We start from the raw sequence: 24,718 nt of genomic DNA, 5'->3' as shown, positions 1-24,718 counted from the left end.
CACATTCGTCGATGCCCGGGTGTGGCACGGCGGGCCGGCGGCTACCTGCCGGGTCTGACCGGCGTGTCCCGGTGCGGTTGGTAACGTCCGCTAGGTGCCCACCTCCCCGTCCGTGGCGTCCGAGCCCGCCTCACCGTCGCCGTCGCGGGTCACCCGCGACCGCCGTACCGACCTGATCGTGGTGCTGGTCGCGTTGGCGCTCGCCGGTTGGGTGACCAGCGGGCTGTGGATCGACCCGAACGGACGGGCGATCACCGTCAACTCCAGCGACCAGGCGCTGTTCGAGTGGCTGCTGGCCTTCGGCGGGCACGCGCTGACCCACGGGGACAACCCGCTCTACACCTATCTGATCAACGTCCCCGACGGGGTCAACCTCGCGGTCAACACCTCGATCACGGTGTACGCGGCGGTCTTCGCCCCGCTGACGTACCTGATCGGCCCGCCGGCCACCTTCCTGGTCATCCTCACCCTGAATCTGGCCGCCACCGCCGTCGCCTGGTACTGGCTGCTCTCCCGGCACCTGGTCCGCAGCCCGCTCGCCGCCGCGATCGGCGGGCTGTTCATCGGCTTCTCCCCCGGCATGGTCTCGCACGCCAACGCCCACCTGAACTGGACCGCCGGCTGGCTGGTGCCACTGCTGGTCTGGCGGCTGTTCGCGCTGCGCCGCCCCGGCCACTGGCTGCGCGACGGCGCCATCCTCGGCCTCCTCGTCGCGGTCGCCTTCTCGATCGCCGCCGAGGGCCTGTTCTTCACCGCGCTGGCGCTCGGTCTCTTCGTCGCCGTCTGGGCACTGCATCCGGCCAACCGGACGGAGGCCCGCGCCGTCCTGCCGTCGTTCCTGCGCGGGCTGGTGGTCACCGCGGTGGTCGCCGGGGTGTTGCTGGCGTACCCGCTGTGGCTGCACTTCGCCGGACCGCAGCGGTTCCACGGCACCGGCTTCGACGCGGTGATCCACTCCGAGGACATCGCCGCGTACGCCGCCTACCCACGCCGCTCGCTGGCGGGCGAGGCCGGTTTCGGCACCTCGCTGGCACCGAACCCGACCGAGGAGAACTCCTTCTTCGGGCTGCCGCTGCTGGTGCTGGCCATCGGCTGTTTCGTGCTGCTGTGGCGGGGCGGTGACGCACGCCGGCGGGCGACCCTGTGGGCCCTCGGGATCCTCGCGGTGGTGTTCACCGCGCTCTCCTTCGGGCCGGTGGCCAAGGTCGAGGGTCGGCGCACCGACCTGCCGATGCCCTTCGACCTGCTCGGGCACCTGCCGGTGGTGAACGCCGCGCTGCCCGCCCGGTTCGCGCTTGTGGTGACGCCGGTGATCGGCCTGCTGCTGGCGTACGCGGTGGACCAGTTGCGTCGCCGCCCGCTGTCCCGCCCGGCGGCGGTGGCGTGGACCGTCGGCTTCGCGGTGGCCCTGGTGCCCCTGTTCCCCACTCCGCTGCTGACCAGCGAACGCGAGCCGATTCCCCGTTTCATCACCTCCGGCGCCTGGCGGGACCACGTCTCCCCCGGCGGGGTGCTGACCCCGGCACCACTCACCCTCGACGTCTACCCCGACGGTCAGCGCTGGCAGGCGTACGCGCTGGCGCACCGGCAGGGCGAGTTCGCCATCCCCTCCGGGTTCTTCCTCGGCCCCGGCGGTCCCGACGACCGGGGACGCATCGGTCCGGTACCGCGCCCGTTCGGCGCGCTGCTGGACCAGGCCGCCCGCACCGGGCTGCCGCCGATCGTCACCGAGGGCACCCGTGAGGAGGTACGCGCCGACCTGGAGCACTGGCGGATCGAGACGGTGGTGCTCGCCGAGGAGGTGCACGGTGCCAAGTGGCCGGTCGACGAGGAGGCCGTCCGCCGCACCCTGGTCCTGCTGTTCGGCGAGCCGGAGCGGGTCGAGGACGTCTGGGTGTGGCGGGTCCGCCGATGACCGCGGCTCCGGCGGCCAGCGTGGCGGCTCCGGCGGTGAGCCGGCTCACCGATTGTGACCAGCGGGTACGGGTCTAGGCTGGACGGGTGACCGTGACGACCTCCGGCCTGACGGCCGTACGCGCCGGTGTCCTCGACTACGCCGCCGCCTGGGACGAGCAGCGTCGCCTGCACGAGGCGGTGGTCACCGGCGGGCAGGGTGACACCGTGCTGCTGCTGGAACACCCGAGCGTCTACACCGCGGGCAAGCGCACCGAGCCGTGGGACCGTCCGGTCGACGGCACCCCGGTGATCGACGTGGACCGCGGCGGCAAGATCACCTGGCACGGCCCGGGCCAGCTGGTGGGCTACCCGATCGTCCGCCTGCCCGACCCGGTCGACGTGGTCGCGTACGTGCGGCGGGTGGAGCAGTTGCTGATCGACGTGTGCGCCGAGTTCGGCCTGACCGCCGGGCGGGTCGAGGGGCGCAGCGGGGTGTGGGTGCCGGCCGACGCGCGGGGCCCCGAGCGGAAGGTCGCGGCGATCGGCATCCGGGTCGCCCGGGGCGTCACCCTGCACGGCTTCTCCATCAACTGCGACTGCGACCTGACCGCCTTCGACCGGATCGTGCCGTGCGGCATCCGCGACGCCGGCGTCACCTCCCTCACCGCCGAACTGAACCGCCCCATCACCGTCACCGACGTCCTCCCCGCAGTGGAACGCCACCTCCCCACCCTCCTCCCCACCCCCTAAACCACCCCACCCCACCCCACCCCACCCCACCCACTCGGTTGATCATGAAGTTGTTGTCCCGCCACGCCGGGATCGGTGACAACAACTTCATGATCAACGGCGAGGTCGATCGGGTGGGTGTGGGTCAGGGGGTTAGGGGGTTAGGCGGTGAAGGTCGCGGGGGAAGGGGGTTACCTCGCGGATGTTGGGGGCGCCGGTGAGGCGGGCGACGAGGCGTTCCAGGCCGATGGCGAAGCCGCCGTGCGGAGGCATGCCGTGGCGGAAGGCGTCGACGTAGCCGGCGTACGGCTCCACCGGCTCACCTCGGGCGGCCAGCGCGGCCAGGTAGTCGGCGTGCCGGTGCAGCCGCTGTCCGCCGGTGACCAGTTCGAGGCCCCGGAACAGCAGGTCGAAGCCGTTGGAGTAGCCCGGCCGCGCCGGGTCCGGGTGGGTGTAGAAGGGCCGCTTCGCCATCGGGTACCCGGTGACGAAGAGGAACTCCGACCCGTGTTCGCGCCGGGCCCACTCCCCCAGCGCCCGTTCGTGCGCCGGGGCCAGGTCCGGTTCGTCGGCCGGCGCGCCGGCGATCCGCAGCGCGTCGGTGAAGTGCACCGCCGGGATCTGCGCCGGCACCGGTGGGGGCGTGACGCCGAGGGTGGCCAGCGCGGCGGCGGCCCGGTCAGCGACCGCGTCGAGCATCCCGGCGAGGGTGTCCCGCAGCACCGCCATCACGTCCCGGTGGTCGGTGACGAAACCCAACTCGACGTCGAGCGAGGTGTACTGCGCCAGGTGTCGCACGGTGTCGTGCGGTTCGGCGCGGAACACCGGCCCGACCTCGTAGACCCGCTCGAAGACCCCGACCATCAGCTGCTTGTGGAACTGTGGCGACTGGGCCAAATAAGCGGGCCGACCGAACCAGTCCAGGGCGAAGACGTTCGCCCCGCTCTCGGTGCTGGCGGCGACCACCTTGGGTGTCTGGATCTCCACGAAGCGGTGGGCGTCCAACGAGGCCCGGAAACCGGCCACCGCCGCCGCGGAGATCCGCAACGCGGCCGACCGGGTCGGGTGGCGCAGGGCGACCGGGGCATGGTCCAGCTGGGTCGGCAGGGTGGCCGCCAGTTCGGGCCGGTACAGGTCGAACGGGGGCGGCACGGCGGGTGGGCCGAGCGGACGTACCGTCGGGTCGGTCAGCTCCAACCCGCCGGGTGCCGCCGCGTTGGCGACCACGGTGGCCACCACCTCGACGACGGTCTCCTCCGGCAGCGCCGCGACCTCGGCGCGCACCACGGGGTCGGTGACCACCACCTGCACCAGGCCGGCGGCGTCCCGGACGATCAGGAAGGCCACCGACTTGAGCAGCCGGCGGCGGTGGACCCAGCCGGCAACCCGGACGGTGCGCCCGGTGTACGGCGTGAGCTGGTCGGACAGGATGCGTTGCATGGCTACCTCCTCGATCAATCGCAACGCGATCCCCGGGAGGTGTGGGCGAGCGGGAAACCTCGCGGTGCCACCACACCTTCGCTCCCGTCGGGACGGGAGCCTCGTTCGTCGCCTTTTCACCGGGGCCAGCCGGGCGGGGTCTACTGGGCGCGGATACCGGGGTGACCCTGCTCAACGAGGGCTGTCACCGCACGCCGTTCTTCCCGCGGCTCGGGAGGGTCTTCGCGGGCCGGCGCCAGACCGCCTCGCAGCAACCGGCGGCTCTCTTCAACTGGCGGGTCGGCGCGCTACTCGGCTCCGTCGTCGCTGTTCGTCGGGCACGTTAACACCTGGCCGGACCCGCCTGTTACGTGTTTATCCCGGCCCCGGTGTCCGGCGTCACAGCATTTCCGGGGTGACGGCCGTCGCCCGCCGTTCATCGACCGCCGCCGTCCGGCGTAGGCTCGTTTTGTGACGATCGAGCACTCCGCGCCGACGACCGGCCAGGCCGCGAGTACCGCGACGCCCGCACCCGAGGGGCGGCGACTGCTGCGGATCGAGGCACGCAACGCCGAGACGCCGATCGAGCGCAAACCGCCGTGGATCAAGGTCAAGGCCAAGATGGGCCCGGAATACACCCAGCTGCGCGGGTTGGTCTCGCGCGAGGGGCTGCACACGGTGTGCCAGGAGGCCGGCTGCCCCAACATCTACGAATGCTGGGAGGACCGCGAAGCCACCTTCCTCATCGGCGGTGACCAGTGCACCCGCCGCTGCGACTTCTGCCAGATCGACACCGGCAAGCCGGCCGAGTTCGACGCCGACGAGCCGCGTCGCGTCGCCGAGTCGGTGGTCTCGATGGGGTTGCGGTACGCCACCATCACCGGAGTCGCCCGCGACGACCTGCCCGACGGCGGGGCCTGGCTCTACGCCGAGACGGTGCGGCAGATCCACGCCCTGCAACCCGGCTGCGGCGTCGAGCTGCTGATCCCGGACTTCAACGCGGTACCCGAGCAGCTCGCCGAGGTCTTCGGCGCCCGACCGGAGGTGCTCGCGCACAACGTGGAGACGGTCCCCCGGATCTTCAAGCGGATCCGGCCGGCCTTCCGCTACGAACGGTCGCTGGACGTCATCCGGCAGGCCCGCGCCGACGGCCTGGTCACCAAGAGCAACCTGATCCTCGGGATGGGCGAGGAGCGGGCCGAGATCTCCCAGGCCCTGCGCGACCTGCACGCCGCCGGCTGCGAGCTGATCACCATCACCCAGTACCTGCGCCCCTCCCCCCGGCACCACCCGGTGGAACGCTGGGTCAAGCCGGAGGAGTTCGTCGAGCTGCGCGAGGAGGCCGAGGAGATCGGTTTCGCCGGGGTGATGAGCGGCCCCCTGGTCCGCTCCTCCTACCGCGCCGGCCGCCTCTACCAGCAGGCGCTCGCCGCCCGCCAGATCCCCACCCCGACCGCCGCCCGCTGACCCACACCCGACAACGTCGAACACGCAGTCGGGGCGTCAGGGTTTGTCGGTGAGCAGGTTGAGGCGGTGGGCGAGGGCGGCGGCCTCCACCCGGTTGCTCACGTCCAGCTTGGCGATGATCCGGGAGACGTGCACGCTCGCGGTCTTGGGCGAGATGAACAACTGCTCGGCGATGCGGCTGTTGCTGTGTCCCGCGGCGACCAGGCGCAACACCTCGCGTTCCCGCTCGGTCAGCAGCTCCGCGCCGGGCCGGCCCCGGCCGACGCCACGCAGGCCGACGCGGCGGGCGAGGGTGGCCGCCCGCTCGGCGAGCCGGACCGCGCCGAGCCCGCCGGCGAGCCCGGCCGCCTCGCTCACCGCCGCGGCCACCGCGTCCCGCTGCCCCGCCCCCGCCGCCGCCTCGGCGAAACCGAGCAGCACCCGGGCCAGTTCCCCGGGCTGACCGGCGGTCCGCCAGGCCGCGACCGCCGCCCGCCAGGCGGCGAGCGACCCGGCGTCGGCCGCCTCGGCACCCGACCCCACGGTGGCGGCCACCTCGACGGCGTACGCCTTCTCGGCGGGAAACCGGGCCGCGACGCCGCCGGCCAACGCGGCGACCTCGGCGGCCACGGCCTCGGCGTCGACGTGTCGGGCGACCCGCGCCGTCGCCGCCAGCACCGGCCAGCTGTAGCGGGGATAGTCGACGATCGCCGGATCGGTCAGGCTCGCCCGTGCCGCCCGCAGCGCCTCGGCCCGGTCGTCGGCCACGAGCGCCGCCTCCAGCCGCAGCAGGTGCAGCGGAAGCCGGTTGTGCGGGTGCAGGTACGGCTTGCTGAGGAAGCTCAGCGCCCGGGCGACCGTCTCGTCGGCGCGGGGATGCCCCTGCGCCAGTCGCAGTGCCGCCCGCAGTTGCAGCCAGTGCAGCCCGGAGACGCCCGGCGGGTCGAGCCGGGCCGCCTCGGCGCACACCTGGTCGGCCTCCGCCCAACGGCCCAGCGCCAGCAACGCCTCCGCCCGGTTCGAGAGCAGGTACGCGCCGGTGGAGCGGCTGATGCCGACCCGACGCGCCTCGCTCACCCCGTCGGCGGCGGCCTGCGCCGACTCGTCGTACCGGCCCAGCTCGTACAGCACGTCGGAGATGTGCACCAGCGCGCTGACCAGCGCCGGAGCCTCCCCGGCGGTCCGCGCCAGCGCCTCGCAGCGGCGCAGCTCGGCCAACCCCAGATCCGCCGCGCCCTCGCGGCGTTTCAGCACCGCCAGCTGCACCAGCAGCAGGGCACCGTCCGCGCCGGCCGCCTGCGCCGCCGTCACCACCTCGGCGGCGATCCGGGCCGCGTCGGCGTGGTCGATGCGGGCCAGGTGATCGGCGAGGTCGGCGAGCAGCCGCAGCCGGTCCGGGCCGTCCGACACCCCGGACACCAGCCGGTACGCCTCCCGCAGCTCGGTGGCGCCGTCGCTCTTGCCGAGCATGGCCAGCATCCGGCCGCGCCGATCCAGCAACCGCGCCGCGCGCAGCGGCTCCGCACCGGTGTCGACCTCGTCCAGCGCGGCCCGGGTCAGGGTCAGGGCACGCTGGTAGTCACCGGCCGTGGTCGCCGCGCCGAGCGTCTCCTCCAGCAGCGCGAGGTGGTCCATGCCGAGCCGGTCGGCGGCGTCGGGCACCAGCTCCCACAGTTCCAGCACCCGTTCCAACAGCCGGGTCTGCTCGGCGTACGCGTACCGGTCGGCGGCGGCGCCGGCGGCCACCCGGGCGGCCACCAGGGCCCGGGGATGGTCGTGGGCGGCGTACCAGTGGTGGGCGATCTCGGCCGGCGCCCGGCCGGCGGCGACCAGGTGCGGCTGCGCCTCGATGGCCGCGGCGAACCGGGCGTGCAGCCGGGCGTGTTCGCCGGGCAGCAACTCGTCGTGGACCGCCTCCCGGACCAGCGCGTGGCGGAACTCGTAGTCGCCGTCCGGGTCGGCGACCAGCAGCTGCGCGGCGACGGCGGCCCGTACCGCGTCGTCCAGCTCCGCCTCGGGCAGGCCGGCGACCTCGGCGAGCAGTTGGTGTGCCAGTCGGTTGCCGCCGGCGGCGGCGATCCGCAGCACCCGCTGGGCCGACTCGGGCAGCCGGTCCACCCGGGCCAGCAGCAGATCGCGCAGTGTCTCCGGCAGCGCGGCGCAGCCGATCGGGCTGCCGGCGGCGGCGAGTTCCTCGATGAACAGGGGGTTGCCCTGCGTACGGTCGTGGATGTCGTCGACCGCCCGGGCGGCCGGCTCGGCACCCAGCAGCCCGGCGAGGACCGCCCCGGTGCCGTCCCGCTCCAGCCGGGACAGCTCGACCCGCTCGACGCCCCGGGCCCGGTCCAGCTCGGCCAGGAAGGGCCGCAACGGGTGGCCCCGGTGCAGCTCGTCGGTGCGGTAGGTGCAGATCAGCAGCAGCGGGCCGGGGTGGCCCGCCCGCACCAGGAAGCCGATGAGATCGCGGGTCGACCGGTCCGCCCAGTGCAGATCCTCGATCGCCACGATCAGTGGCCGCGCCGCGGCGAGCCGGCCGAACAGCTGGGCGACCAGGTCGAACAGGTAACCCCGGGGGGCGTCCGAGGGGTGTGCGGCGGCGGGCGCGGTGGCACCGGCCGGGCGGGCCAGCTCCGGCAGCAGGCGGGCGAACTCGGCGTCGTACCCGTCGAGGACGCCGGTCCCGTCGCGGCGCAGCACCGCCCGCAGGACCGCGGCGAACGGGGCGAACGGCAGGCCGGCCTCGCCGAGTTCGAGGCACTGCCCGACCAGCAGGCGGGCGTCGTCACCGACGGCGCGGCCGAACTCCTCCAGCAGGCGGGTCTTGCCGACCCCGGCCTCGCCGCCGACCAGGAGGGTGACCGGCTCCCCGGCGCGGACGCGGGCGACCGCCTCGCGTAGCCGTGTCATCTCCCGCTGGCGGCCGACGAGGACGGTACTGGTGGGGCGGACGGTCACGGCACCGAGCATGCCACGCCCACCCTCGCCGGCCCGCCGGCCGTTCCCCCCGGCCCCGACACCGTGGTGGTGTCGGGGCGGGAACGGTGCGGTTGGTTCTCCCCCACGGCTCAGTGGCGGGCCTCGTCGGTGTGCGTCCGATGCTGCCGGCGGTGCAGCCAACCGCGTGCCGAGCGGTGCGGCAGCGACCGCGCCAGCCGGTCCCGGGCGGCGTCGGCCCGCAGCTCCGCCGCGTGCGTACGGTAGAGGGTGAGCATGAGATTGGCGTCGTGACCGAACATGTCGCGCTCCCTGCGATCGTCGTCAACCGATGACACCGACTCTGCTCGCGAAGGTGCCGCCGGGGCATGGGCACGGTGCCTGATCTGTGCCCGCTCGCCCTCCTTACGCCGGGTCGCTGGCGGCGGTTCGGGGTCGTAAGGTACTCAGCCGGCCGCGGATCAACTGTGCGGCGGGCGCCCACTAGACTCGACGTCATGGCAAAGCCCCAGGAGAAGGTCTCGTTCGGCCAGCGGCTGAAGCAGATCGGGTTGGTGTTCCGGTTCACCGCCAAGCAGGACAAGTGGTTCGCCCCCTTGGCCGCCGGTGCGGTGCTGATTCCGCTCGCGTTGACCGTGGTCGCGGTCGCGCTCTGGGGCTGGCTCTGGTTGCCGCTGGGCATCCTGTTCGCCCTGCTCTGCCTGTTGATCGTGCTCAACCTGCGGTCGAACCGGGCGATGATGAACGCGGCCGAGGGGCAGCCGGGTGCCGCCGCCCAGATCATGGAGAACATGCGCGGTGACTGGCGGGTCTCCCCGGCGGTCAGCTCGACCACCCAGATGGACATGGTGCACCTGGTTATCGGGCGGCCCGGCGTGATCCTGCTGGCGGAGGGCAATCCGCAGCGGGTCCGCGGCCTGCTCGGCCAGGAGAAGCGGCGACTGGCCAAGGTGATCGGCAATGCTCCGCTCTACGACTACGTCATCGGGCAGGACGAGGGCGAGCTGCCGATCCGCAAGCTGCGGATGACGCTGATGCGGCTGCCCCGCAACCTGAGCGGCAAGGACGTCAACTCCCTGGACAAGCGCCTCAAGGCGCTCACCTCTCGCCCGCAGATGCCCAAGGGGGCCATCCCGAAGAACCTCCGCCCGCCGCGCGGCGCGTCCCGCCAGATGCGCGGCCGCTGAGCCGGCACATCGGGGAGCCGGTCAGCGCGGGACGGGGGTGACGACCGAGCCGGCGAGGCGGTCGTGCAGACCGCGCCGGTGCTGGTCCATCAGCAGGGCGGGGACGACCAGGGCCAGCAGCACACCCCGCAGCAGTGCCCGGAGCAGACCGATCCGGCCGCCGTCGGTCCAGTCGACGCATCGGATCCTGGTCAGGTACATGCCGGGTGTCTGGGCGAACAGCCCCAGGAAGAAGCCGTACAGCAGGATCAGCACCAGCACAGGTGCCCAGGCGTCCCGGGTTGGGCTGGCGAACAGGCCGGACGCGAGAAGGCAGAGAATCCAGTCGACGACCAGCGCCCCGAACCGACGCCCGAGGTCGGCCGGGACGAAGTCGGGGTCCGTGGCGGGGGGCGGTGACGGGCGCGGCTCGGTGGTCACCCGGACGAGCCTAGTCAGCGCCGGGGCCGCGCCGAGTGTGGGCCCGGCGCACGGTGCGAGGCGAACCGGATCGGTGCCGGGCCGCGCCGACGCGTGGTGCCAAAAAGGACCAATCTCATCAAGGTTCACTACACTGGCACAGCCGGACCCGTCCCTCGGGTTGAGGTGCCCGGGTCAGGCACCGAGGTGACCGAACGCGAGGGACGTAACACGGCAGAAACACTGGAGACATGGCCGGGCAACCGCACGGCCATAGCGTCGCCAGGAGCCTAGCTATCCGTGGACGTGCCAGGAGGACGAGTGTTCGCCAATCCCGAGGAACTCCTGCGTTACCTCAAGAACGAGGACGTGAAGTTCGTCGACGTTCGTTTCTGTGACCTGCCCGGCGTCATGCAGCACTTCAACCTGCCGGTGGAGTCCGTCGACGACGACTTCTTCACCAACGGTCTCGCTTTCGACGGGTCGTCGATCCGCGGCTTCCAGGCGATCCACGAGTCGGACATGCTCCTGCTCCCGGACGTCGCCACCGCCTTCATCGACCCGTTCCGCGCGCAGAAGACCCTCGCGCTGAACTTCTTCATCCACGACCCGTTCACTCGCGAGGCGTACTCGCGTGACCCGCGCAACGTGGCGAAGAAGGCCGAGGCCTACCTCGCCGCCAGCGGCATCGCCGACACCGCCTACTTCGGTCCGGAGGCGGAGTTCTACATCTTCGACTCCATCCGTCACGAGACCTCCGCGCACCAGGCGTACTACTACATCGACTCGATCGAGGGCGCCTGGAACACCGGTCGTGAGGAGGAGGGCGGCAACCGCGGCTACAAGACCGCGTACAAGGGTGGTTACTTCCCGGTGCCGCCGGTCGACCACTACGCCGACCTGCGTGACCAGATCGTGCGCCGGCTGATCGACACCGGTTTCACCGTGGAGCGCTCGCACCACGAGGTCGGCACCGCCGGCCAGGCGGAGATCAACTACAAGTTCTCCACCCTGCTGCACGCCGGTGACCAGCTCCAGCTCTTCAAGTACATCGTGAAGAACACCGCCTGGGCCGCCGGCAAGACCGCCACCTTCATGCCGAAGCCGCTCTTCGGCGACAACGGCTCCGGCATGCACACCCACCAGAGCCTCTGGCTGGGCGGCGAGCCGCTGTTCTACGACGAGACCGGCTACGCCGGCCTGTCCGACACCGCCCGCTGGTACATCGGCGGTCTGCTGCACCACGCGCCGTCGCTGCTGGCCTTCACCAACCCGACGGTCAACTCGTACCGTCGCCTGGTGCCGGGCTTCGAGGCGCCGGTCAACCTGGTCTACTCGCAGCGCAACCGCTCCGCCTGCACCCGCATCCCGGTCACCGGCAGCAACCCGAAGGCCAAGCGGGTCGAGTTCCGGGTGCCGGACCCGTCGGCGAACGTCTACCTCGCCTTCTCGGCGATGCTGATGGCCGGCCTGGACGGCATCAAGAGCAAGATCGAGCCGCCGGCGCCGATCGACAAGGACCTCTACGACCTCCCGCCGGAGGAGTGGGGCGACGTCAAGCAGGTGCCGGGCTCGCTGCCGGCGGTGCTGGACTCGCTGGAGGCCGATCACGACTACCTGCTCGACGGCGGCGTGTTCACCCCCGACCTGATCTCCACCTGGATCGACTGGAAGCGGGCCAACGAGGTCGACCCGGTGCGTCTGCGCCCGACCCCGCACGAGTTCGCGATGTACTTCGACTGCTAGGACCGATCAAGGCGCGGACGTGGACCAACAGGATCACTACTGATCTTGGGTACAGGTTGGGTACAACCTGACGGACGGCGGTCATGCCCGGCTCACAGTCGGCATGGCCGCCGTTCCGCGTTGCCCGAGCGCGCCGCCGCGCACCTTGCGCAGGTGCGCGGCGGACGACGGTCCATCAGTCGAGGGTGCGTACCACGCCCGGCTGGACGTGGATGCCGTCGGCGAAGTCGACGATGTCCTGCTGGGTCCAGCCCTGGGTGTCCCAGATCTGCACCAGCATCCAGACGCCGTCGGGCTGCTTGACCCACAGATTCTTGCCGACATGGGTGCCATCGGCGGTATTGAGCACGCCAGGCTTGCCGCCGACATCAAGCTGCGTACCGGTCGGGGTGGAGTGGTCGCTCTTTGACTGCAGGGTGATGAGGATCTTGTCGATGTAGACGTGTGGGCTCTTGTTAGCCGCGTTCTCTGGGGCAATCGTCAGGGTGCCGGCGTCGCCGCCCTGGATCTCCCAGCCCGCTGGGACTTTGTCGATCGTGAAGCCTTGAGGCTGCTCGCCCTCGTAGGCCACCAGGCGGGTAGCCACGACTTGGGCCGGCGCGTTGTCGCCTATGGTGATCGGGCCTCCCTGGGTGCCGTAGGTGACGGCGACGGCCAGCGCGGCGACCGCGAAGGCCGAGGCACCGAGCGCGCGGGCGGACCGGCGGCGGCGCAGCGCCCGGCGGCCCCGGGCCAGGTCGGCGTCGACCTCGGCGGCCGACGGCTCGGCGGCCGGGCCGGCGATCCGGTCGAGCCGGTCGTGCAGATCCATCATCGCGTGACTCCCGTCAGGGGATACTGGGCAAGGGCGGCCCGCAACCGGTCCAGGGCGCGGGCGGTCTGGCTCTTCACCGTTCCCTCGGAGCAGCCGAGGGCGTCGGCGGTGTCGGCTACGGAAAGGTCGTAGAAGTAGCGGAAAACCACTGCGGCGCGCATCTTTGGTGGCAGGTCGCGAAGGGCCGCGCGCAGGCCGTCGTCGAGGTCGCCGCCGCTGCCCGGTTCGGCGCGGGAACGATCCGGAAGGTCCGCCACCGAGCGTTCATGGCGGCGCCACCACCGACGGCGTTCGTCGGTCAGCGCGTTGACCAGGGTCCGGCGCAGGTAGCCCTCGATATTGTCCGCCCGCTGGACCGCCGGCCAGGCGACGTACAGCTTGGTCAGCGTCGACTGGACCAGGTCCTCGGCCAGATGCGCGTCGCCACCGGTCAGCAGCGTCGCCGTTCGTACCAGCCCGGCACGCCGACTGAGCACGAAGCTGTGGAACTGCTCGTCACGGTCACATTTCACACACGCCCTCCTTCACTCTCACGGCCCCCTGACGATTCGCAAGCGAGTGGGGTTGCATGGCGGCGAATGAGTGCCCCGTGGTTTGTCACCCGGTCCGGCAGTGCCTCGGAGCCCCGCTGCTCGACGGACGGCTCCGCACTCAGCGCCCTCCGGGTCGGCTCCGCTCCTCGCGGAGCCGACCCGCGGCGCTCACCGTGGGGCTGCTCGGCCCGGCCGTGCTCCCGGCCGCCGTGACCCTGCACCGTCGCATCGGGAGCAGCCCCGACGAGTCCTACATGAAGGGCCGGCGACTGTGGCAGTGCAGGTGCTTTCGCACCGGCGTGTCGAGCAGCTCTGCTGCCACGCTTCGGCCGCGCAACCGCGCGCCGCAGGAGGGGCAGGCGGGCGGATCAGTCGGTGGAGGATCGGGCAGCGGCACCGATCAGGGTGGGGTTGATCGCCAGGGACGGCGGCGGGACAGGGTCCACACGAGCGCGGCGAGGACCAGGGCGGTCATCGCGATCGCGCCCGGGGCCTTGGTCAGCCGGGCAAGGTTGGTGCCGTCCGGCAGGGCGAGAAACGAGGCCAGCGCACACGGCAGCACGAACCAGGCGGTCCGGGTCGCGGCCACCGCGAGCACCGCCAGCGGCCACGTCGCGTACCAGGGATGGAACACCGGCGCGAGCACCACCGTGGCCACCAACCCCACCCCCGCCCCCCGCAACACCACCCGCACCCGCTCCACCTCCGTAGCGTCGATCATGAGGTTAGCGCCTTGGAAAGCGCTTACCGGTGCCGCTAACCTCATGATCGACGCGGCCGGGTGAGGGGTGAGGGGTGGGGGGTGGCGCAGGGTTAGGTAGGTGTGGTGCCAGAGGAGAGGGAGCAGGGCGGCCAGGAGGGCCAGGGCGGCTATGCGGGTCACGGGGACCGCGTTGGGGTGGCGGGCGAGCAGTTCACCGACGTAGTCGACGAGCATGCCGATGGCGGTCGGTGGCGACGTCCACTGCACGGTGTCGCCGCTGCGGCCCAACCCGCCGAGCCAGCCGAGCCCCAGACCGGTCAGCCACGAGAGGACCAGCAGCCCGCCGACGGCGCCGAAGGCCAGCAGGCCACCGTCGCGCAGCAGCGTCCGCACGCCGGGCCGACCCCGCACGGCGGCCAGCGCCGCGAACGGCAGCACCACCACGGCGGTCGCCTTCACCGACACCGCCAGTCCGAGCAGCACCCCGGCGAGCAGCAGCACACCGACCGAGTGCCGCGATCCGAGCCGCCCCGGACGGTGGACGAGGATCAGCAGGGCGGGCAGGAGCAGGCCGAGCATCACCGCGTCGTTGTGCGCCCCGGCCACCAGGTGCACCCCGACCAGCGGACAGGCCAGCAGCAGCCAGGTCGCCCGCCGAGGCGGCACACCGGCTGCCCGGGCCAGGCCGGGCAGGCAGGCCGCCGCCGCCAGCACGCCCGCGAGCGCCAGCAGCCGCAGCAGCACCACCGTGCCGACCAACCCGCCGCCGAGCGTCACGGCCAGCGCGGCGAGCAGGACGAAGAACGGCCCGTACGGCGCCGGGGTGTCCCGCCAGACCGGCGCGACCGCCTCGGCCCAGGGGCAGCCGGCCGCGGCCACCCCGATGGCGTACGGGTCACCCCCGTCGGCGTAGATCCAGCCCTGGCAGGCGTACGAGTAGACGTCCCGGCTGCCCAGCGGGGCGGTGACCAGCAGCGGCAGCGCCCACCACCCGGCGGTGACGTACGCCCACCTCGTCGACGGCGCACCGGCCCGCAGCGCCCACCAGGCACCCACCATGGCGATGGTGCCGAGCAACCACAGCGTGACGGTCAGCGGGCCACCGTCGGGGGCGGTGTCGGCGTCCGGCAGGGCACCACCGAGGTAGCCGGCGACCGCCAGCAGTAGCGCCCCCACCAGTCCGGCGTACCGGGCGATCCGGTCCCGCGCGCCCACGGTCCGGGCATCGCGACCGGGTCCGGAACCCGGATCGCCACCGGCCTCGGACGCGCAGCGGGGACCGAGGGGGGAACGGGCGCCGGGCTCGCTCACCGGCGGTACCTCTCCTCCAGTGCGGTGTCCAGCAACGCCGCCGGGACTGGCCTACTCGACCGGCACCGGTTGACGGGCCGCCGTCCGGGCCTGCTTCGCCGACCGTACCAAGCGGACCGCAACCACGATCACGAACAGCGTCATCAGCGGCGCACCGACCGTCTTGGTGTAGCGGGGCAGGCCGGTGCCGTCGGCCAGCACCAGGAACGCGGCGTACACGGTCACCGCGCTGAACCACCAGGTGCGCCGCGCGGTGGCGGCGAGCAGGGTCAGCGGCCAGAACCAGTACCAGGGGTGGAACAGCGGGGCGAGCGCCACCGTCGCGGTCAACGCCAGCGCGGCGTGCCAGAGCGGTTCCCGGTGCCGGGCCCGGAACCACAGCCACACCAGCAGCGCGGCCAGCACCAGCACCGCGATGCCCCGGGTCACCGGCAGCGCGTCGATGTGCAGGCCGAACGGCAGCACCAGGTAACCGACGGTCTGTCCGACGGCGGTCGGCGGCGAGGTCCAGGCGACCACCTCGTTGCCGTGCGACAGCCCGGTGATCCAACCGAGGTCCAGCCCGGCGGCCAGGGTCACCCCGAACAGCGTGGCCACGGCGCCGCCGACCACCGGCGTACCGTGGCGCAGCAGCGCACGCAGCGAGAAGCCGCCGGTGATCGCGGCGAGCGCCGCGAACGGCACCACCACGAGCGCGGTCACCTTGATGCCGGCGGCCAGGCCGAGCACGACGCCGCCGGCCAGCAGCGGCCAGGGCCGTCCGGGACGACTCACCACCACGGCCAGCCCGGCCACCAGCAGGCCGACCATCAGCGCGTCGTTGTGCACACCGGAGATCAGGTGAACTCCGACCAGTGGGCTGGCCAGGGCGAGCCAGAGGGCCCGGCCGACCGGCACGCCACTGCGGCGGGCCAGCACCGGCAGGCAGGCCGCCGTCAACACCACGCCGGCCACCGCGAGCACCCGGAACAGGGCGATGCTGCCGATCAGGGAACCGGTCGCCGCGACCACCGCGCCGGAGAGCACCACGAACAGCGGCCCGTACGGCGCCGGGGTGTCCCGCCAGATGTACGACATGGTGTCCAGCCACGGGCAGGGCAGCGTGGAGACGCCGTACTCGTACGGGCTGATGCCGCCCGCGTAGCTCGCTCCCTGGCAGGCGTACGCGTAGGCGTCCCGGCTGCCCAGCGGCGGGGTGAGCAGGAACGGCAGCACCCACAGCCCGGCGGTGACCAGGGCCCATCGTGCCGACGGCACCCGGTCCCGCAGCGTCCACCAGGCCACCGCCATGGCCGCGGTGCCGAACAACCACAGCCCGATGATCAGCGGCCCGTTCGGGCCCAACCAGATCTTGACCGGGTTGGGTCGCAGGTCGCCGTCGGGCAGGGCGCCGCCGAGGAACGCCGCCACGGAGAGCATGATCGATCCGGCCAGTCCGGTCCAGCGCACGAGGTGATGGGGCACCTCGCCATGCTGCCAGTACCGCCGAGCGCGGTACGGAGGTGGGCATCGTCCGGCGGTCGGCGGGCCTCAGTCGTGCGGGCAGTGTCCGGACGGTCGCAGACTGCTGGTGACCGCGAAGGTGCCCGCGCTTCGGGCCCGTACCGTGACCCATTCGTCCGGGCCGGCGCGCAGGCACCCGTCCCCCGCGGACAGCGACAGCCAACGGGACCAACGGACCCGGACGAGCACGTCGGCGGGCGCGTCGACGGTGAACCGCACCCCCGCGTCGTCGGAGCTGACCAGTCGGGCCGGACCGGAGACCAGGGGCGCCGGGTCGAGCACCTGGTACAGCCGCCACTGCCCGGGACGACCCACCTCCCGCAGGTACGGCTGGCCGGCGAGGACCAGCGTCGCCTCGTCCCGGCCGTACCGGTCGAGCGCCGCGTCCGGTGCCACGGCGACGTAGCTGACGGCGTTGCGGCGCAGCCACTCGCCGTACCGGCCGGCATCGAGGCCGCCGTCGTAGAAGAGCGGGTTGCGGCCCACGTCGACCTGTCGTTCCCAACCCCGGGCCAACGGTACGGCGGCGGCCACGAAGGCGCTCTCCCAGTGGTCCCGCAGCGGCACCACCTCGATCCGGCCCACCGGTGCCCGCCGCGCCAGGTCGTCCACCAGCGGTTCGTGGAAGGCGGCGTACGCCGGTGCCGAGCCACGCCGGGCGATGTCGTTGGTCATCACCGGGGACTGCCACCAGAACAGCGCGACGAGCAGCGCGGCCAGCCACCGCCGGCCGAACCAGACATAGGCCGCGACGATCGGCAGGGCGAAGAGCATCGGCAGGCGCAGCGCGTTCGAGCCGATCGGGCTGGGCAGGTGGTAGGCCGCGACCAGCAGCAGCGCGGTCAGCGCGGCACCGACCCGCAGCGCCCGGACCGGTACCAGCGCGAGCACCACCACGGCCAGGGCGAGGTTGATCCGCAGTGATTCGGCGCTGAACGGCTGCCAGCCACCGTTGCCGAAGAGCACCGCCATCGGTGCCACCGTCACCAGCGGGGCCAGGCAGAGGACCAGCGCGGCGGCGCCGGGTCGCCGGTGCCGCCAGCTGTCGAGGATCAGCAGGGTGCCGCCGGCCAGGCCGAGGAAGAGGCCGGCCACCGGGCTGGCGGCCGTCGCGAGCACCGCCGCCACACCGGCCGCCGCCAGCCGCCACCAACGCGCCCCCCGGGGCAGCGCCACCAGGCAGAGCGCGAGCAGTCCCCACATCAGGCCGACGGCGAAGGTGATCCGGCCGCTGGCCAGGTTCCCCACCAGGACGACCGCGCCCAGCAGGCCGCCGAGCAGCGGACGGCGGGCACCGGTCAGCACCAGCAGCCAGGCCAGTGCCCCGGCGGAGACGACCGCCGCGACCGCACCGAGCGGACGCACCCCCACCAGCGCGCCGAGCATCTGGGTGTAGAGGCTGTAGCCGAACTGGTTGACCCCGCCGTACCAGGAGAAGTCCAGCGGGACGAGCCCGTTGCGCTCCGCGAAGCCCGCGCGGGCCACCTGCGCGGAGAGGTCGGTTCCCATGGGCGGGGCCAGCAGGAACGCGACGGCCAGCAGCAGCGACAGCACCAGCGCACCGAGGACCGGGTAGCCCGGCCACGGTGCGCCAGCGTCCTCGGCGGCCTTCCCGTCGGGAACGGCAGCGTGGGTCGATGTCGGCACCGAGCAGTCCTACCACGATCAGCGACCGGCGCTGGTGGCGGGTCGCCGGGAAGCCCGCGCTACATCTCCAGGACGCGTTCGGTGGCGGCGCGGGAGCGACGGCCGGTGCGCAGGTACTCGTCGAGGAACTCGCCCGGATCGTCGCGGCCGAGCAGCCGGACCACCCCGGCCAGCTCCACGCCGTGCCGGGGCAGTTGGTCGCCGGCGCGACCCCGGACCAGCATCAGCGCGTTGCGGACCTGCGCGGCGAGCGTCCAGCCGGCCGTCATCGCCTCGGCGTCCGCCGGATCGACCAGGCCCGCGTCCCGGGCGGCACCGAGCGCGTCGAGGGTACGCGTGCCGCGCAGCTGCGGGTACGCGCCGGCGTGCCGCAGCTGGAGCAGCTGCACCGCCCACTCCACGTCGGCCAGGCCGCCCCGGCCCAGCTTGGTGTGGGTGGCCGGGTCCGCGCCCCGGGGCAGTCGTTCGGTCTCCACCCGCACCTTGATCCGGCGGATCTCGATGGCCTGTTCCCGGGTCAGCCCGTCGGCCGGGTACCGGATCGGGTCGACCATCTGCTCGAACCGGGTGCCCAGGTCGGCGTCGCCGCAGACGCAGCGGGCGCGCAGCAGCGCCTGCGCCTCCCACACCCGCGACCAGCGGGCGTAGTACTGCTGGTAGGCGGCGAGGCTGCGGACCAGTGGTCCCTGCCGGCCCTCGGGGCGCAGGTCGGCGTCGACGCCGAGCGGCGGGTCGGGTGCGGGCATGCCGAGCAGCCGCCGCAGTTCCTCGGCGATGGCGTGCGCGGCGGCACTGGCCGCGCTCTCGCTGACCCCCTCCGGCGGGTCGTAGACGAAGAGCACGTCGGCGTCGGAGAGGTAGTTCGACTCGTAACCGCCGAGCCGGCCCATCCCGATCACCGCGAACGTCAGTCCCGGCATGGCCGGCTGGGCGGCCCGGGCGGTCCGTAGCGCGGCGGCGAGGGTCGCGTCGGTGACGTCGGAGAGCGCGGTGCCGACCGCCGTGATGTCGGACAGCGCGGGCGTGCTCCGGCCGCCGTCGGGGCGGGCCGGGGCCAGCGAGCCGGCCCGGCTGAGCACGTCGGCGCAGGCGAGGCGGAGCAGTTCCCGGCGGCGCAGTGCGCGTACCGCCCGGGTCGCCTCGACCGGGTCGGTGTGCCGGGCCGCGGCGGCGGTGAGACCGTCGAAGAGCACCTCGCGTGGGCGGGGGCTCAGCTCGCTCTCCTCGGCCAGCAGGCGCAGCGCCTCCGGCTCTCGGGTCAGCAGGTCCGCGACGTACCGGGAGGCGGAGAGCACCCGGGCCAGCCGGCGGGCCACCGGCCCGGAGTCACGCAGCAGTCGCAGGTACCAGGGGGTGCTGCCGAGGGAGTCGGAGACCTGGCGGTAGTTGAGCAGCCCCCGGTCCGGCTCGGGCGCGTCGGCGAACTCGCTGAGCAGCACCGGCAGCAGGGTGCGTTGGATGGCGGCGGTCCGGCTGACCCCGCCGGTGAGGGCCTGGAGGTGACGCAGCGCCCCGGCCGGGTCGGCGAAGCCGAGGATCTCCAGGCGGTTGCGGGCCGCCTGCGGGGTCAGCCGCAGCCCGTCGGCCGGTACCCGGGCCACCGACTCCAGCAGCGGCCGGTAGAGCAGCTTGGCGTGCAGCCGGCGTACCTCGGTGGCGTGGGTGACCCACTCGGCGCGGAACTCCTCGACGGCGCTGCGGCCGGGTCCGGCGGTGTAGCCGAGCGCGGTGGCGAGCCAGCGCAACGCGCCCGGTTCGGTCGGTACGGTGTGGGTGCGTCGCAGGCCCTGAAGTTGCAGCCGGTGCTCGACGCTGCGCAGGAACCGGTAGCCGCGCAGCAGCGCCTCGCCGTCGGCCCGGCCTACGTAGCCGCCGGTGACCAGCGCCCGCAGGGCGGGGATGGTGCCGGGCGCCCGCAGCGTCTCGTCGCCCCGGCCGTGCACAAGTTGCAGCAACTGCACCGCGAACTCGATGTCGCGCAGCCCGCCGGGGCCGCGTTTGATCTCGCGTTCCAGTTCCTTCGGCGGGATGTGGTCGATGATCTTGCGCCGCATCGCCCGGACGTCCTCGACCGCCTCGGGGCGTTCGGCAGCCTGCCAGAGCAGCGGCGCCAACGCGTCGATCCACTCCTGGCCGAGCGCCAGGTCACCGGCGGCCGGGCGGGCCTTGAGCAGCGCCTGGAACTCCCAGGTCCGCGCCCAGCGCCGGTAGTAGGCCAGGTGGCTCGCCAGCGTCCGCACCAGCGGCCCCCGGTTGCCCTCGGGACGCAGGGCCGCGTCGACCGGCCAGGCGACCAGCCCGCAGATGTGGATCAGCCGGGTGGCCACGGTGGTGGCGGTGGTCAGGTCCTCGTCCTCGGCCGCCACGAAGATCACATCGACGTCGGAGACGTAGTTCAGCTCGCCGCCACCGCACTTGCCCATGGCGACCACGCCCAGGCGCGGCTCCCGGGTGCCCTCGGGCAGCTCCGCCACGGCGATCCGGTACGCGGCCGACAGCGTGGCGTCGGCAAGTGCCGACAGGGCGGCCATCGTCTGTTCCAGGCCGCGCCCGCCGGTCAGGTCGGCCGCCGCGACCCGCAGCAGGGCCAGCCGGTACGCCCGCCGCAGCACCGCGACGGGATTACCGTCGCCGGACAGGTCGAGCCGGCCGTCCGCGGTCGGTGCGAGACCGTCCGGCTCGGTACGCAGTACCGGCCACTGGTCGGGGTTGGCCACCAGATGGTCACCGAGCGCCGAGGAGGCGCCCAGCACGGCGAGCAGCCGGCGACGCAGACCCGGGTCGTCGTGCAGCGCGGCGAGCAGCGCCGAGCCCGCTCCGATGCCGCCGACGGCCGCAGTGGTGCCCTGACTCCCGGCGACACAGTCACGCCCGGCGCTGCCGCCGTTGCCGGTCGCACCCTCGTTCGCGGCACCGGCATCCCCGCTCCCGGTGCCGCCCTGGCCGGCGGCGGTCGCCGTGACGCGTCCGGGCCCCGCACCCCGTTGCCGCAGTGCCGCCCCCGGCCCGGCGCTGCCGTTCGGGCCGGCCATCGTACGGCGCTCCGCCTCCACCAACCGGTGCAGCTGACGCAGCGCCAGATCCGGGTCGGCGGCCCGGGACAGCGCGGTGAGCAGCTCCTGAGCCTGCTCGCCGGTGGGTTCCTGGGTCTGCGGGCGCCACAGGTCGAGCCCGTCCGGCCCGAGCAGGTCGGCGGCGCGAGCACCCGCCTCGTCGTCGGTGACGCCGAAGCCGTAGCGGGCGAGGCGGCCCGTGGCGCTGGTCGGCCGGCCCATCAGTGCCCGAGCAGCGGCAGGCTGCGCCGCGACCCCTCGTCCAGCTCACCGAGGGCGAGTGCGGCGAACCGCACCGCGAACGGCTGCCAGACATCCTCGACGTCGGCCATCACCGCGTCGCAGGCGGAGATCACCAGCTGCGGGTCGTAGCCCAGCTCGGCCAGCAGCACCGAGTCGCTGGCCCACTCGGCGATCATCGCGGTGTCGCACTCGATGTGGAACTGCAACCCCCAGGCCCGGTCGCCGAGGCGGAACGCCTGGTGCGGATAGCGGGTGGAGGCGGCCAGCAGGGTGGCACCGGCGGGCAGCTCGGTGATCTCGTCGGCGTGCCACTGCAACACGTCGGGGATCAGCGGCACGTACCGGAAGAGCGGATCGGACTCGGCCGCGTCCCGCCGGCCGACCACGGCGGGCCCCACCTCCGGCCCGGACGGGCTGCGTACGACCGTGCCGGCGTGGGCGGTGGCGAGCAGCTGCGCACCGAGGCAGACGCCCAGGGTGGGCAGCCGGTGCCGCACCGCCTTGCGGAGCAGCTTCTCCACCGCCGGGAACCAGGGCGCCGCCGGCACCCCGTCGACGAGCGGGTAGGCCTGCTGGTCACCGCCGAGCACCACCAGGGCGGCGTACCCGTCCAGGTCGGTGGGAAGGGTCTCGCCCGCGTGCGGGCGGACCACCGCCAGCTCCAGCCCGGCCTCGGTCAGCCACTCCCCCAGCCGGCGCGGGTCGTCGGTCGGGTCGTTCTCGATCACCAACGCGGTTGCCACATCGTCGAGGCTATCCGGTCCCGCCGATTCGGCCGACCAGCGGGACCGGGAGCGCCGGAACGTGCCTGGCCACCGCAACTAAGCTGCCGCTGTGTCCGACCACCTCGCGCCCGACGACGTCGTACGCCCGCCCGCCCTGCGTCCCGGGGGCACGGTGATGCTGGTGTCGCCGTCCGGACCGACCCGCCCCGAGCGGGTGGCCCGGGGCGTGGAACTGCTCACCGGCTGGGGGCTGCGGCCGGTGCTCGCGCCCAACGCCTACGCCCGGCAGGGCTACCTGGCGGGGACCGACGCGCTGCGGGCGGCCGACCTCAACACCGCGTTCACCGATCCACGGGTGCGCGGGGTGATCTGCACCAGAGGCGGCTACGGCGCGCAGCGGGTGGTGGACGCGATCGACATGGCGGCGGTACGCCGCGACCCGAAGGTGGTGGCCGGGTTCTCCGACATCACCGCGCTGCAACTGGCGCTCTGGCGGGGCGCCCGGTTGGCCGGGGTGCACGGTCCCGGGGCGGCCTGGCGCGATGAGCGGACCCCGCTGTCCTCGGCCGAGTCCCTGCACGCGGCGATGACCAGCACCGAGCCGGTCACCGTACGCGCCGAGGCGGGCGAGGAGACCTTCGGCGTACGCGTCGCGGGGCGGGCCACCGGCCGGCTGCTGGGCGGCAACCTCTGCCTGGTCGTGGCCTCCCTCGGCACCCCGGACATGCCCGACCTGACCGGCGCGGTGCTGTTGCTGGAGGACGTGCAGGAGCCGCCGTACAAGGTCGACCGGATGTTGACCCAGCTCCGCCGGGCCGGCGCGTTGGACGGGCTGGCCGGGGTGGCGGTGGGGCAGTTCACCGACTGCGCCGACGGCTGGGACACCACGGTGGCCGACGTGCTCGGTGAGCGCCTCGGCGATCTGGGCGTACCGGTGCTGGGTGGCCTGCCGATCGGTCACGGCCCCGGTCAGCTCACCGTCCCGGTCGGTACCCGGGCGAGTCTCGACGCCGACGCCGGCACCCTCACCGTGGCCGCCGCCGTCCGCTGAATCCTTGTCGGGATTGTCCGTCTTCAGGATCGGGATTGCCAGCTCGCTGACAGCTTCACCACGGTCCACACCCAGCCCAGCTCGTCACTGTCGGTGACGTCAGCACATCACCAACGAGTTGGAGGAACGATGTCCCGCACGATCTCGAAGAAGCACCTGCTGGCCGGCCTGGCCGCGGCGGGCGTGCTCGGCGTGGGGATCGCCGCTCCCACCGTGGCGCTCGCCGACGACAAGGCCACCCCGAGCGCCAGCGCCAGCAGCGAACCGCAGGGCGACCGGCAGGAGCAGCGGGCCGCGCGGCACGCTCAGTTCGCCGAGGCGCTGGCCGAGGAGTTGGGCGTGCCTACCGAGCAGGTGACCGAGGCGCTGGAGAAGCTCCGCGAGCAGCACCAGCAGGGTCGGACGGACCGCGAGGGCCACCGGGGCTTCCCGGGTCGCGGCGAGGGCCGCATGGGTGGCGCGGATGCCGCCGAGGGCCAGCGCCGGACACCGCCGTCGGCCGAGGAGCGCAAGGAGGCGCTGGCCGAGCGGCTCGCGCAGGCGGTCGAGGACGGCAAGCTCACCCAGGAGCAGGCCGACGCCATCACCGCCGCCGTCGAGGCCGGTGTGTTCGGCGGCTGGGGCGGCCCGGGCGCTCGTGGCGACGCGGGCGAGTCCGCCGGCAAGTGACACCTCGGCTGAACGGCCTGGCCTGATGCGGTCCCGGCTGACGCACGCGAACCAGGTGAAAGGCGGCCCCGCTCCACTCCTGCGGGGCCGCCTACCGGGTGCACCGGCGCGTCCCGACGACGGTCAATTCCGCCCGGCTCGCCGACTCACGACATGCGGCAAGTCGCGGTCTCCGGAGCCCGGGAAGGCCCGACTTGCCGCATCCGGCGACCACTGGCGGCGCGCCGGGCTCGACCGGCGGCACCTGACCGGGGCGGTCAGGCGATGCAGGCACAGACGATCAGCGCGGCGCCGAAGTGGCTGGCGGCGCTGACCCGGGCCACCGGGTGCGGCTCGTCGGCGCAGATGACCTCGCCGAGCTTGCCGGGCGTGATCAGGTCCAGCACGAAGAAGGCCAGCGCCATGATGCCGAGACCGATCAGCCCGAAGATCACCGTCGAGGCCAGCCCCTTGGCGAAGTCGCTGTAGCTGGTCAGGATCGCGGTGAAGACGATGCCGGCGACGCCCAGCTGGTTCGCGGCGAGCAGCAGGCCAGCGTTGGCGTTACGGCGTACCCAGATCAGGTCCCGCAGTTTGCCCGGGGTGAGCAGGTCGACCAGGACGAAGCCGGCGGCCATCAGGCCCACTCCGACGACCCCGAACACCACGCTCTGCCAGGCTCCGCTGAGCAGATCCTCCAGCACCGACTGCCTCCCGACGGTCTCCGACCG

General features: G+C 73.2%; 19 protein-coding genes. 7 read left to right on the top strand and 12 right to left on the bottom strand.

The window, feature by feature from the left end; all coding sequences use genetic code 11:
• Positions 1 to 94: 94 nt before the first annotated feature.
• Both O3597_RS04955 and lipB read left to right on the top strand, forming a co-directional pair.
• Positions 95 to 1,915 (top strand): DUF2079 domain-containing protein, encoded by a 1,821-nt coding sequence (locus O3597_RS04955; RefSeq protein WP_281603368.1) that lies wholly within the window; start codon positions 95 to 97, stop codon positions 1,913 to 1,915.
• 86 nt (positions 1,916 to 2,001) lie between these two features.
• A complete protein-coding gene (gene lipB / locus O3597_RS04950; RefSeq protein WP_164449274.1) occupies positions 2,002 to 2,646 on the top strand; it encodes a lipoyl(octanoyl) transferase LipB in 645 nt (214 codons plus the stop codon).
• A gap of 132 nt (positions 2,647 to 2,778) precedes the next feature.
• Here lipB and aspS read toward each other — a convergent pair whose 3' ends face one another.
• Positions 2,779 to 4,065, bottom strand: a complete 1,287-nt coding sequence (gene aspS / locus O3597_RS04945) for an aspartate--tRNA(Asn) ligase (RefSeq protein ID WP_281603367.1) — start codon at positions 4,063 to 4,065, stop codon at positions 2,779 to 2,781.
• Between the two features lie 450 nt (positions 4,066 to 4,515).
• Here aspS and lipA point away from each other — a divergent pair, with 450 nt between their 5' ends.
• Positions 4,516 to 5,511 carry a lipoyl synthase gene (gene lipA, locus O3597_RS04940; RefSeq protein ID WP_281603366.1) on the top strand — a complete coding sequence of 332 codons (996 nt, stop codon included), beginning with the start codon at positions 4,516 to 4,518 and terminating at the stop codon, positions 5,509 to 5,511.
• Between the two features lie 36 nt (positions 5,512 to 5,547).
• On the opposite strand, the gene O3597_RS04935 is transcribed toward lipA, so the two are convergent.
• Both O3597_RS04935 and O3597_RS04930 read right to left on the bottom strand, forming a co-directional pair.
• Positions 5,548 to 8,457 carry an AAA family ATPase gene (locus tag O3597_RS04935; RefSeq protein WP_281603365.1) on the bottom strand — a complete coding sequence of 970 codons (2,910 nt, stop codon included), beginning with the start codon at positions 8,455 to 8,457 and terminating at the stop codon, positions 5,548 to 5,550.
• Between the two features lie 98 nt (positions 8,458 to 8,555).
• Positions 8,556 to 8,726 carry a hypothetical protein gene (locus O3597_RS04930; RefSeq protein ID WP_269737579.1) on the bottom strand — a complete coding sequence of 57 codons (171 nt, stop codon included), beginning with the start codon at positions 8,724 to 8,726 and terminating at the stop codon, positions 8,556 to 8,558.
• A 195-nt stretch (positions 8,727 to 8,921) separates the two neighbouring features.
• Here O3597_RS04930 and O3597_RS04925 point away from each other — a divergent pair, with 195 nt between their 5' ends.
• Positions 8,922 to 9,611, top strand: a complete 690-nt coding sequence (locus O3597_RS04925) for a DUF4191 domain-containing protein (protein WP_164449277.1) — start codon at positions 8,922 to 8,924, stop codon at positions 9,609 to 9,611.
• A 21-nt stretch (positions 9,612 to 9,632) separates the two neighbouring features.
• Here O3597_RS04925 and O3597_RS04920 read toward each other — a convergent pair whose 3' ends face one another.
• The gene (locus O3597_RS04920; protein WP_281603364.1) at positions 9,633 to 10,031 is read right to left on the bottom strand and encodes an RDD family protein; all 399 of its coding nucleotides are present in this window, start codon (positions 10,029 to 10,031) and stop codon (positions 9,633 to 9,635) included.
• 300 nt (positions 10,032 to 10,331) lie between these two features.
• Between O3597_RS04920 and glnA the strand changes: the two genes are divergently transcribed.
• On the top strand, positions 10,332 to 11,756 hold the full coding sequence (gene glnA / locus O3597_RS04915; RefSeq protein ID WP_164449279.1) for a type I glutamate--ammonia ligase: 1,425 nt from the start codon (positions 10,332 to 10,334) through the stop codon (positions 11,754 to 11,756).
• Between the two features lie 175 nt (positions 11,757 to 11,931).
• Here the strand turns inward: glnA and O3597_RS04910 are convergent, their stop codons facing one another.
• From O3597_RS04910 to O3597_RS04880, 7 genes are all read right to left on the bottom strand, one after another.
• Positions 11,932 to 12,567: a hypothetical protein gene (locus tag O3597_RS04910; protein ID WP_281603363.1), complete on the bottom strand. Its 636-nt coding sequence runs from the start codon at positions 12,565 to 12,567 to the stop codon at positions 11,932 to 11,934.
• Positions 12,567 to 13,082 (bottom strand): SigE family RNA polymerase sigma factor, encoded by a 516-nt coding sequence (locus O3597_RS04905; RefSeq protein WP_164449281.1) that lies wholly within the window; start codon positions 13,080 to 13,082, stop codon positions 12,567 to 12,569. The genes O3597_RS04910 and O3597_RS04905 overlap by 1 nt, the downstream gene beginning before the upstream one ends.
• A gap of 421 nt (positions 13,083 to 13,503) precedes the next feature.
• The gene (mptB, locus tag O3597_RS04900) at positions 13,504 to 15,021 is read right to left on the bottom strand and encodes a polyprenol phosphomannose-dependent alpha 1,6 mannosyltransferase MptB (RefSeq protein WP_281604478.1); all 1,518 of its coding nucleotides are present in this window, start codon (positions 15,019 to 15,021) and stop codon (positions 13,504 to 13,506) included.
• Between the two features lie 147 nt (positions 15,022 to 15,168).
• Positions 15,169 to 16,581, bottom strand: a complete 1,413-nt coding sequence (gene mptB / locus O3597_RS04895) for a polyprenol phosphomannose-dependent alpha 1,6 mannosyltransferase MptB (protein WP_281603362.1) — start codon at positions 16,579 to 16,581, stop codon at positions 15,169 to 15,171.
• Positions 16,582 to 16,647: 66 nt separating this feature from the next.
• The gene (locus O3597_RS04890; protein ID WP_281603361.1) at positions 16,648 to 18,267 is read right to left on the bottom strand and encodes a hypothetical protein; all 1,620 of its coding nucleotides are present in this window, start codon (positions 18,265 to 18,267) and stop codon (positions 16,648 to 16,650) included.
• A 59-nt stretch (positions 18,268 to 18,326) separates the two neighbouring features.
• Complete coding sequence (locus O3597_RS04885; RefSeq protein WP_281603360.1) at positions 18,327 to 21,542, bottom strand: bifunctional [glutamine synthetase] adenylyltransferase/[glutamine synthetase]-adenylyl-L-tyrosine phosphorylase; 3,216 nt, start codon at positions 21,540 to 21,542, stop codon at positions 18,327 to 18,329.
• A complete protein-coding gene (locus O3597_RS04880; protein WP_281603359.1) occupies positions 21,542 to 22,306 on the bottom strand; it encodes a type 1 glutamine amidotransferase in 765 nt (254 codons plus the stop codon). Before O3597_RS04880 ends, O3597_RS04885 begins: the two co-directional genes overlap by 1 nt.
• A 157-nt stretch (positions 22,307 to 22,463) precedes the next feature.
• Here O3597_RS04880 and O3597_RS04875 point away from each other — a divergent pair, with 157 nt between their 5' ends.
• Positions 22,464 to 23,339, top strand: coding sequence for an LD-carboxypeptidase (locus O3597_RS04875; RefSeq protein ID WP_166459056.1), 876 nt, complete (start codon positions 22,464 to 22,466; stop codon positions 23,337 to 23,339).
• A gap of 129 nt (positions 23,340 to 23,468) precedes the next feature.
• Positions 23,469 to 24,008 (top strand): hypothetical protein, encoded by a 540-nt coding sequence (locus O3597_RS04870; RefSeq protein ID WP_281603358.1) that lies wholly within the window; start codon positions 23,469 to 23,471, stop codon positions 24,006 to 24,008.
• A gap of 257 nt (positions 24,009 to 24,265) precedes the next feature.
• Here the strand turns inward: O3597_RS04870 and O3597_RS04865 are convergent, their stop codons facing one another.
• Positions 24,266 to 24,691: a DUF350 domain-containing protein gene (locus O3597_RS04865; protein WP_099850791.1), complete on the bottom strand. Its 426-nt coding sequence runs from the start codon at positions 24,689 to 24,691 to the stop codon at positions 24,266 to 24,268.
• Positions 24,692 to 24,718 lie beyond the last annotated feature (27 nt).

This window comes from Verrucosispora sp. WMMA2044, assembly GCF_027497155.1.
In the GTDB taxonomy this organism is placed as follows: domain Bacteria; phylum Actinomycetota; class Actinomycetes; order Mycobacteriales; family Micromonosporaceae; genus Micromonospora; species Micromonospora palythoicola.
This window is presented reverse-complemented; position numbering and strand designations above follow the sequence as displayed.

Bases quoted from the DNA above. Each gene is read 5' to 3' on its own strand.
- O3597_RS04935 (WP_281603365.1), bottom strand. From the start codon at position 8,457: ATGCTCGGTGCCGTGACCGTCCGCCCCACCAGTACCGTCCTCGTCGGC.
- O3597_RS04925 (WP_164449277.1), top strand. From the start codon at position 8,922: ATGGCAAAGCCCCAGGAGAAGGTCTCGTTCGGCCAGCGGCTGAAGCAG.
- O3597_RS04875 (WP_166459056.1), top strand. From the start codon at position 22,464: ATGCTGGTGTCGCCGTCCGGACCGACCCGCCCCGAGCGGGTGGCCCGG.
- O3597_RS04930 (WP_269737579.1), bottom strand. From the start codon at position 8,726: ATGTTCGGTCACGACGCCAATCTCATGCTCACCCTCTACCGTACGCAC.
- O3597_RS04870 (WP_281603358.1), top strand. From the start codon at position 23,469: ATGTCCCGCACGATCTCGAAGAAGCACCTGCTGGCCGGCCTGGCCGCG.
- O3597_RS04910 (WP_281603363.1), bottom strand. From the start codon at position 12,567: ATGGATCTGCACGACCGGCTCGACCGGATCGCCGGCCCGGCCGCCGAG.
- aspS (WP_281603367.1), bottom strand. From the start codon at position 4,065: ATGCAACGCATCCTGTCCGACCAGCTCACGCCGTACACCGGGCGCACC.
- O3597_RS04885 (WP_281603360.1), bottom strand. From the start codon at position 21,542: ATGGGCCGGCCGACCAGCGCCACGGGCCGCCTCGCCCGCTACGGCTTC.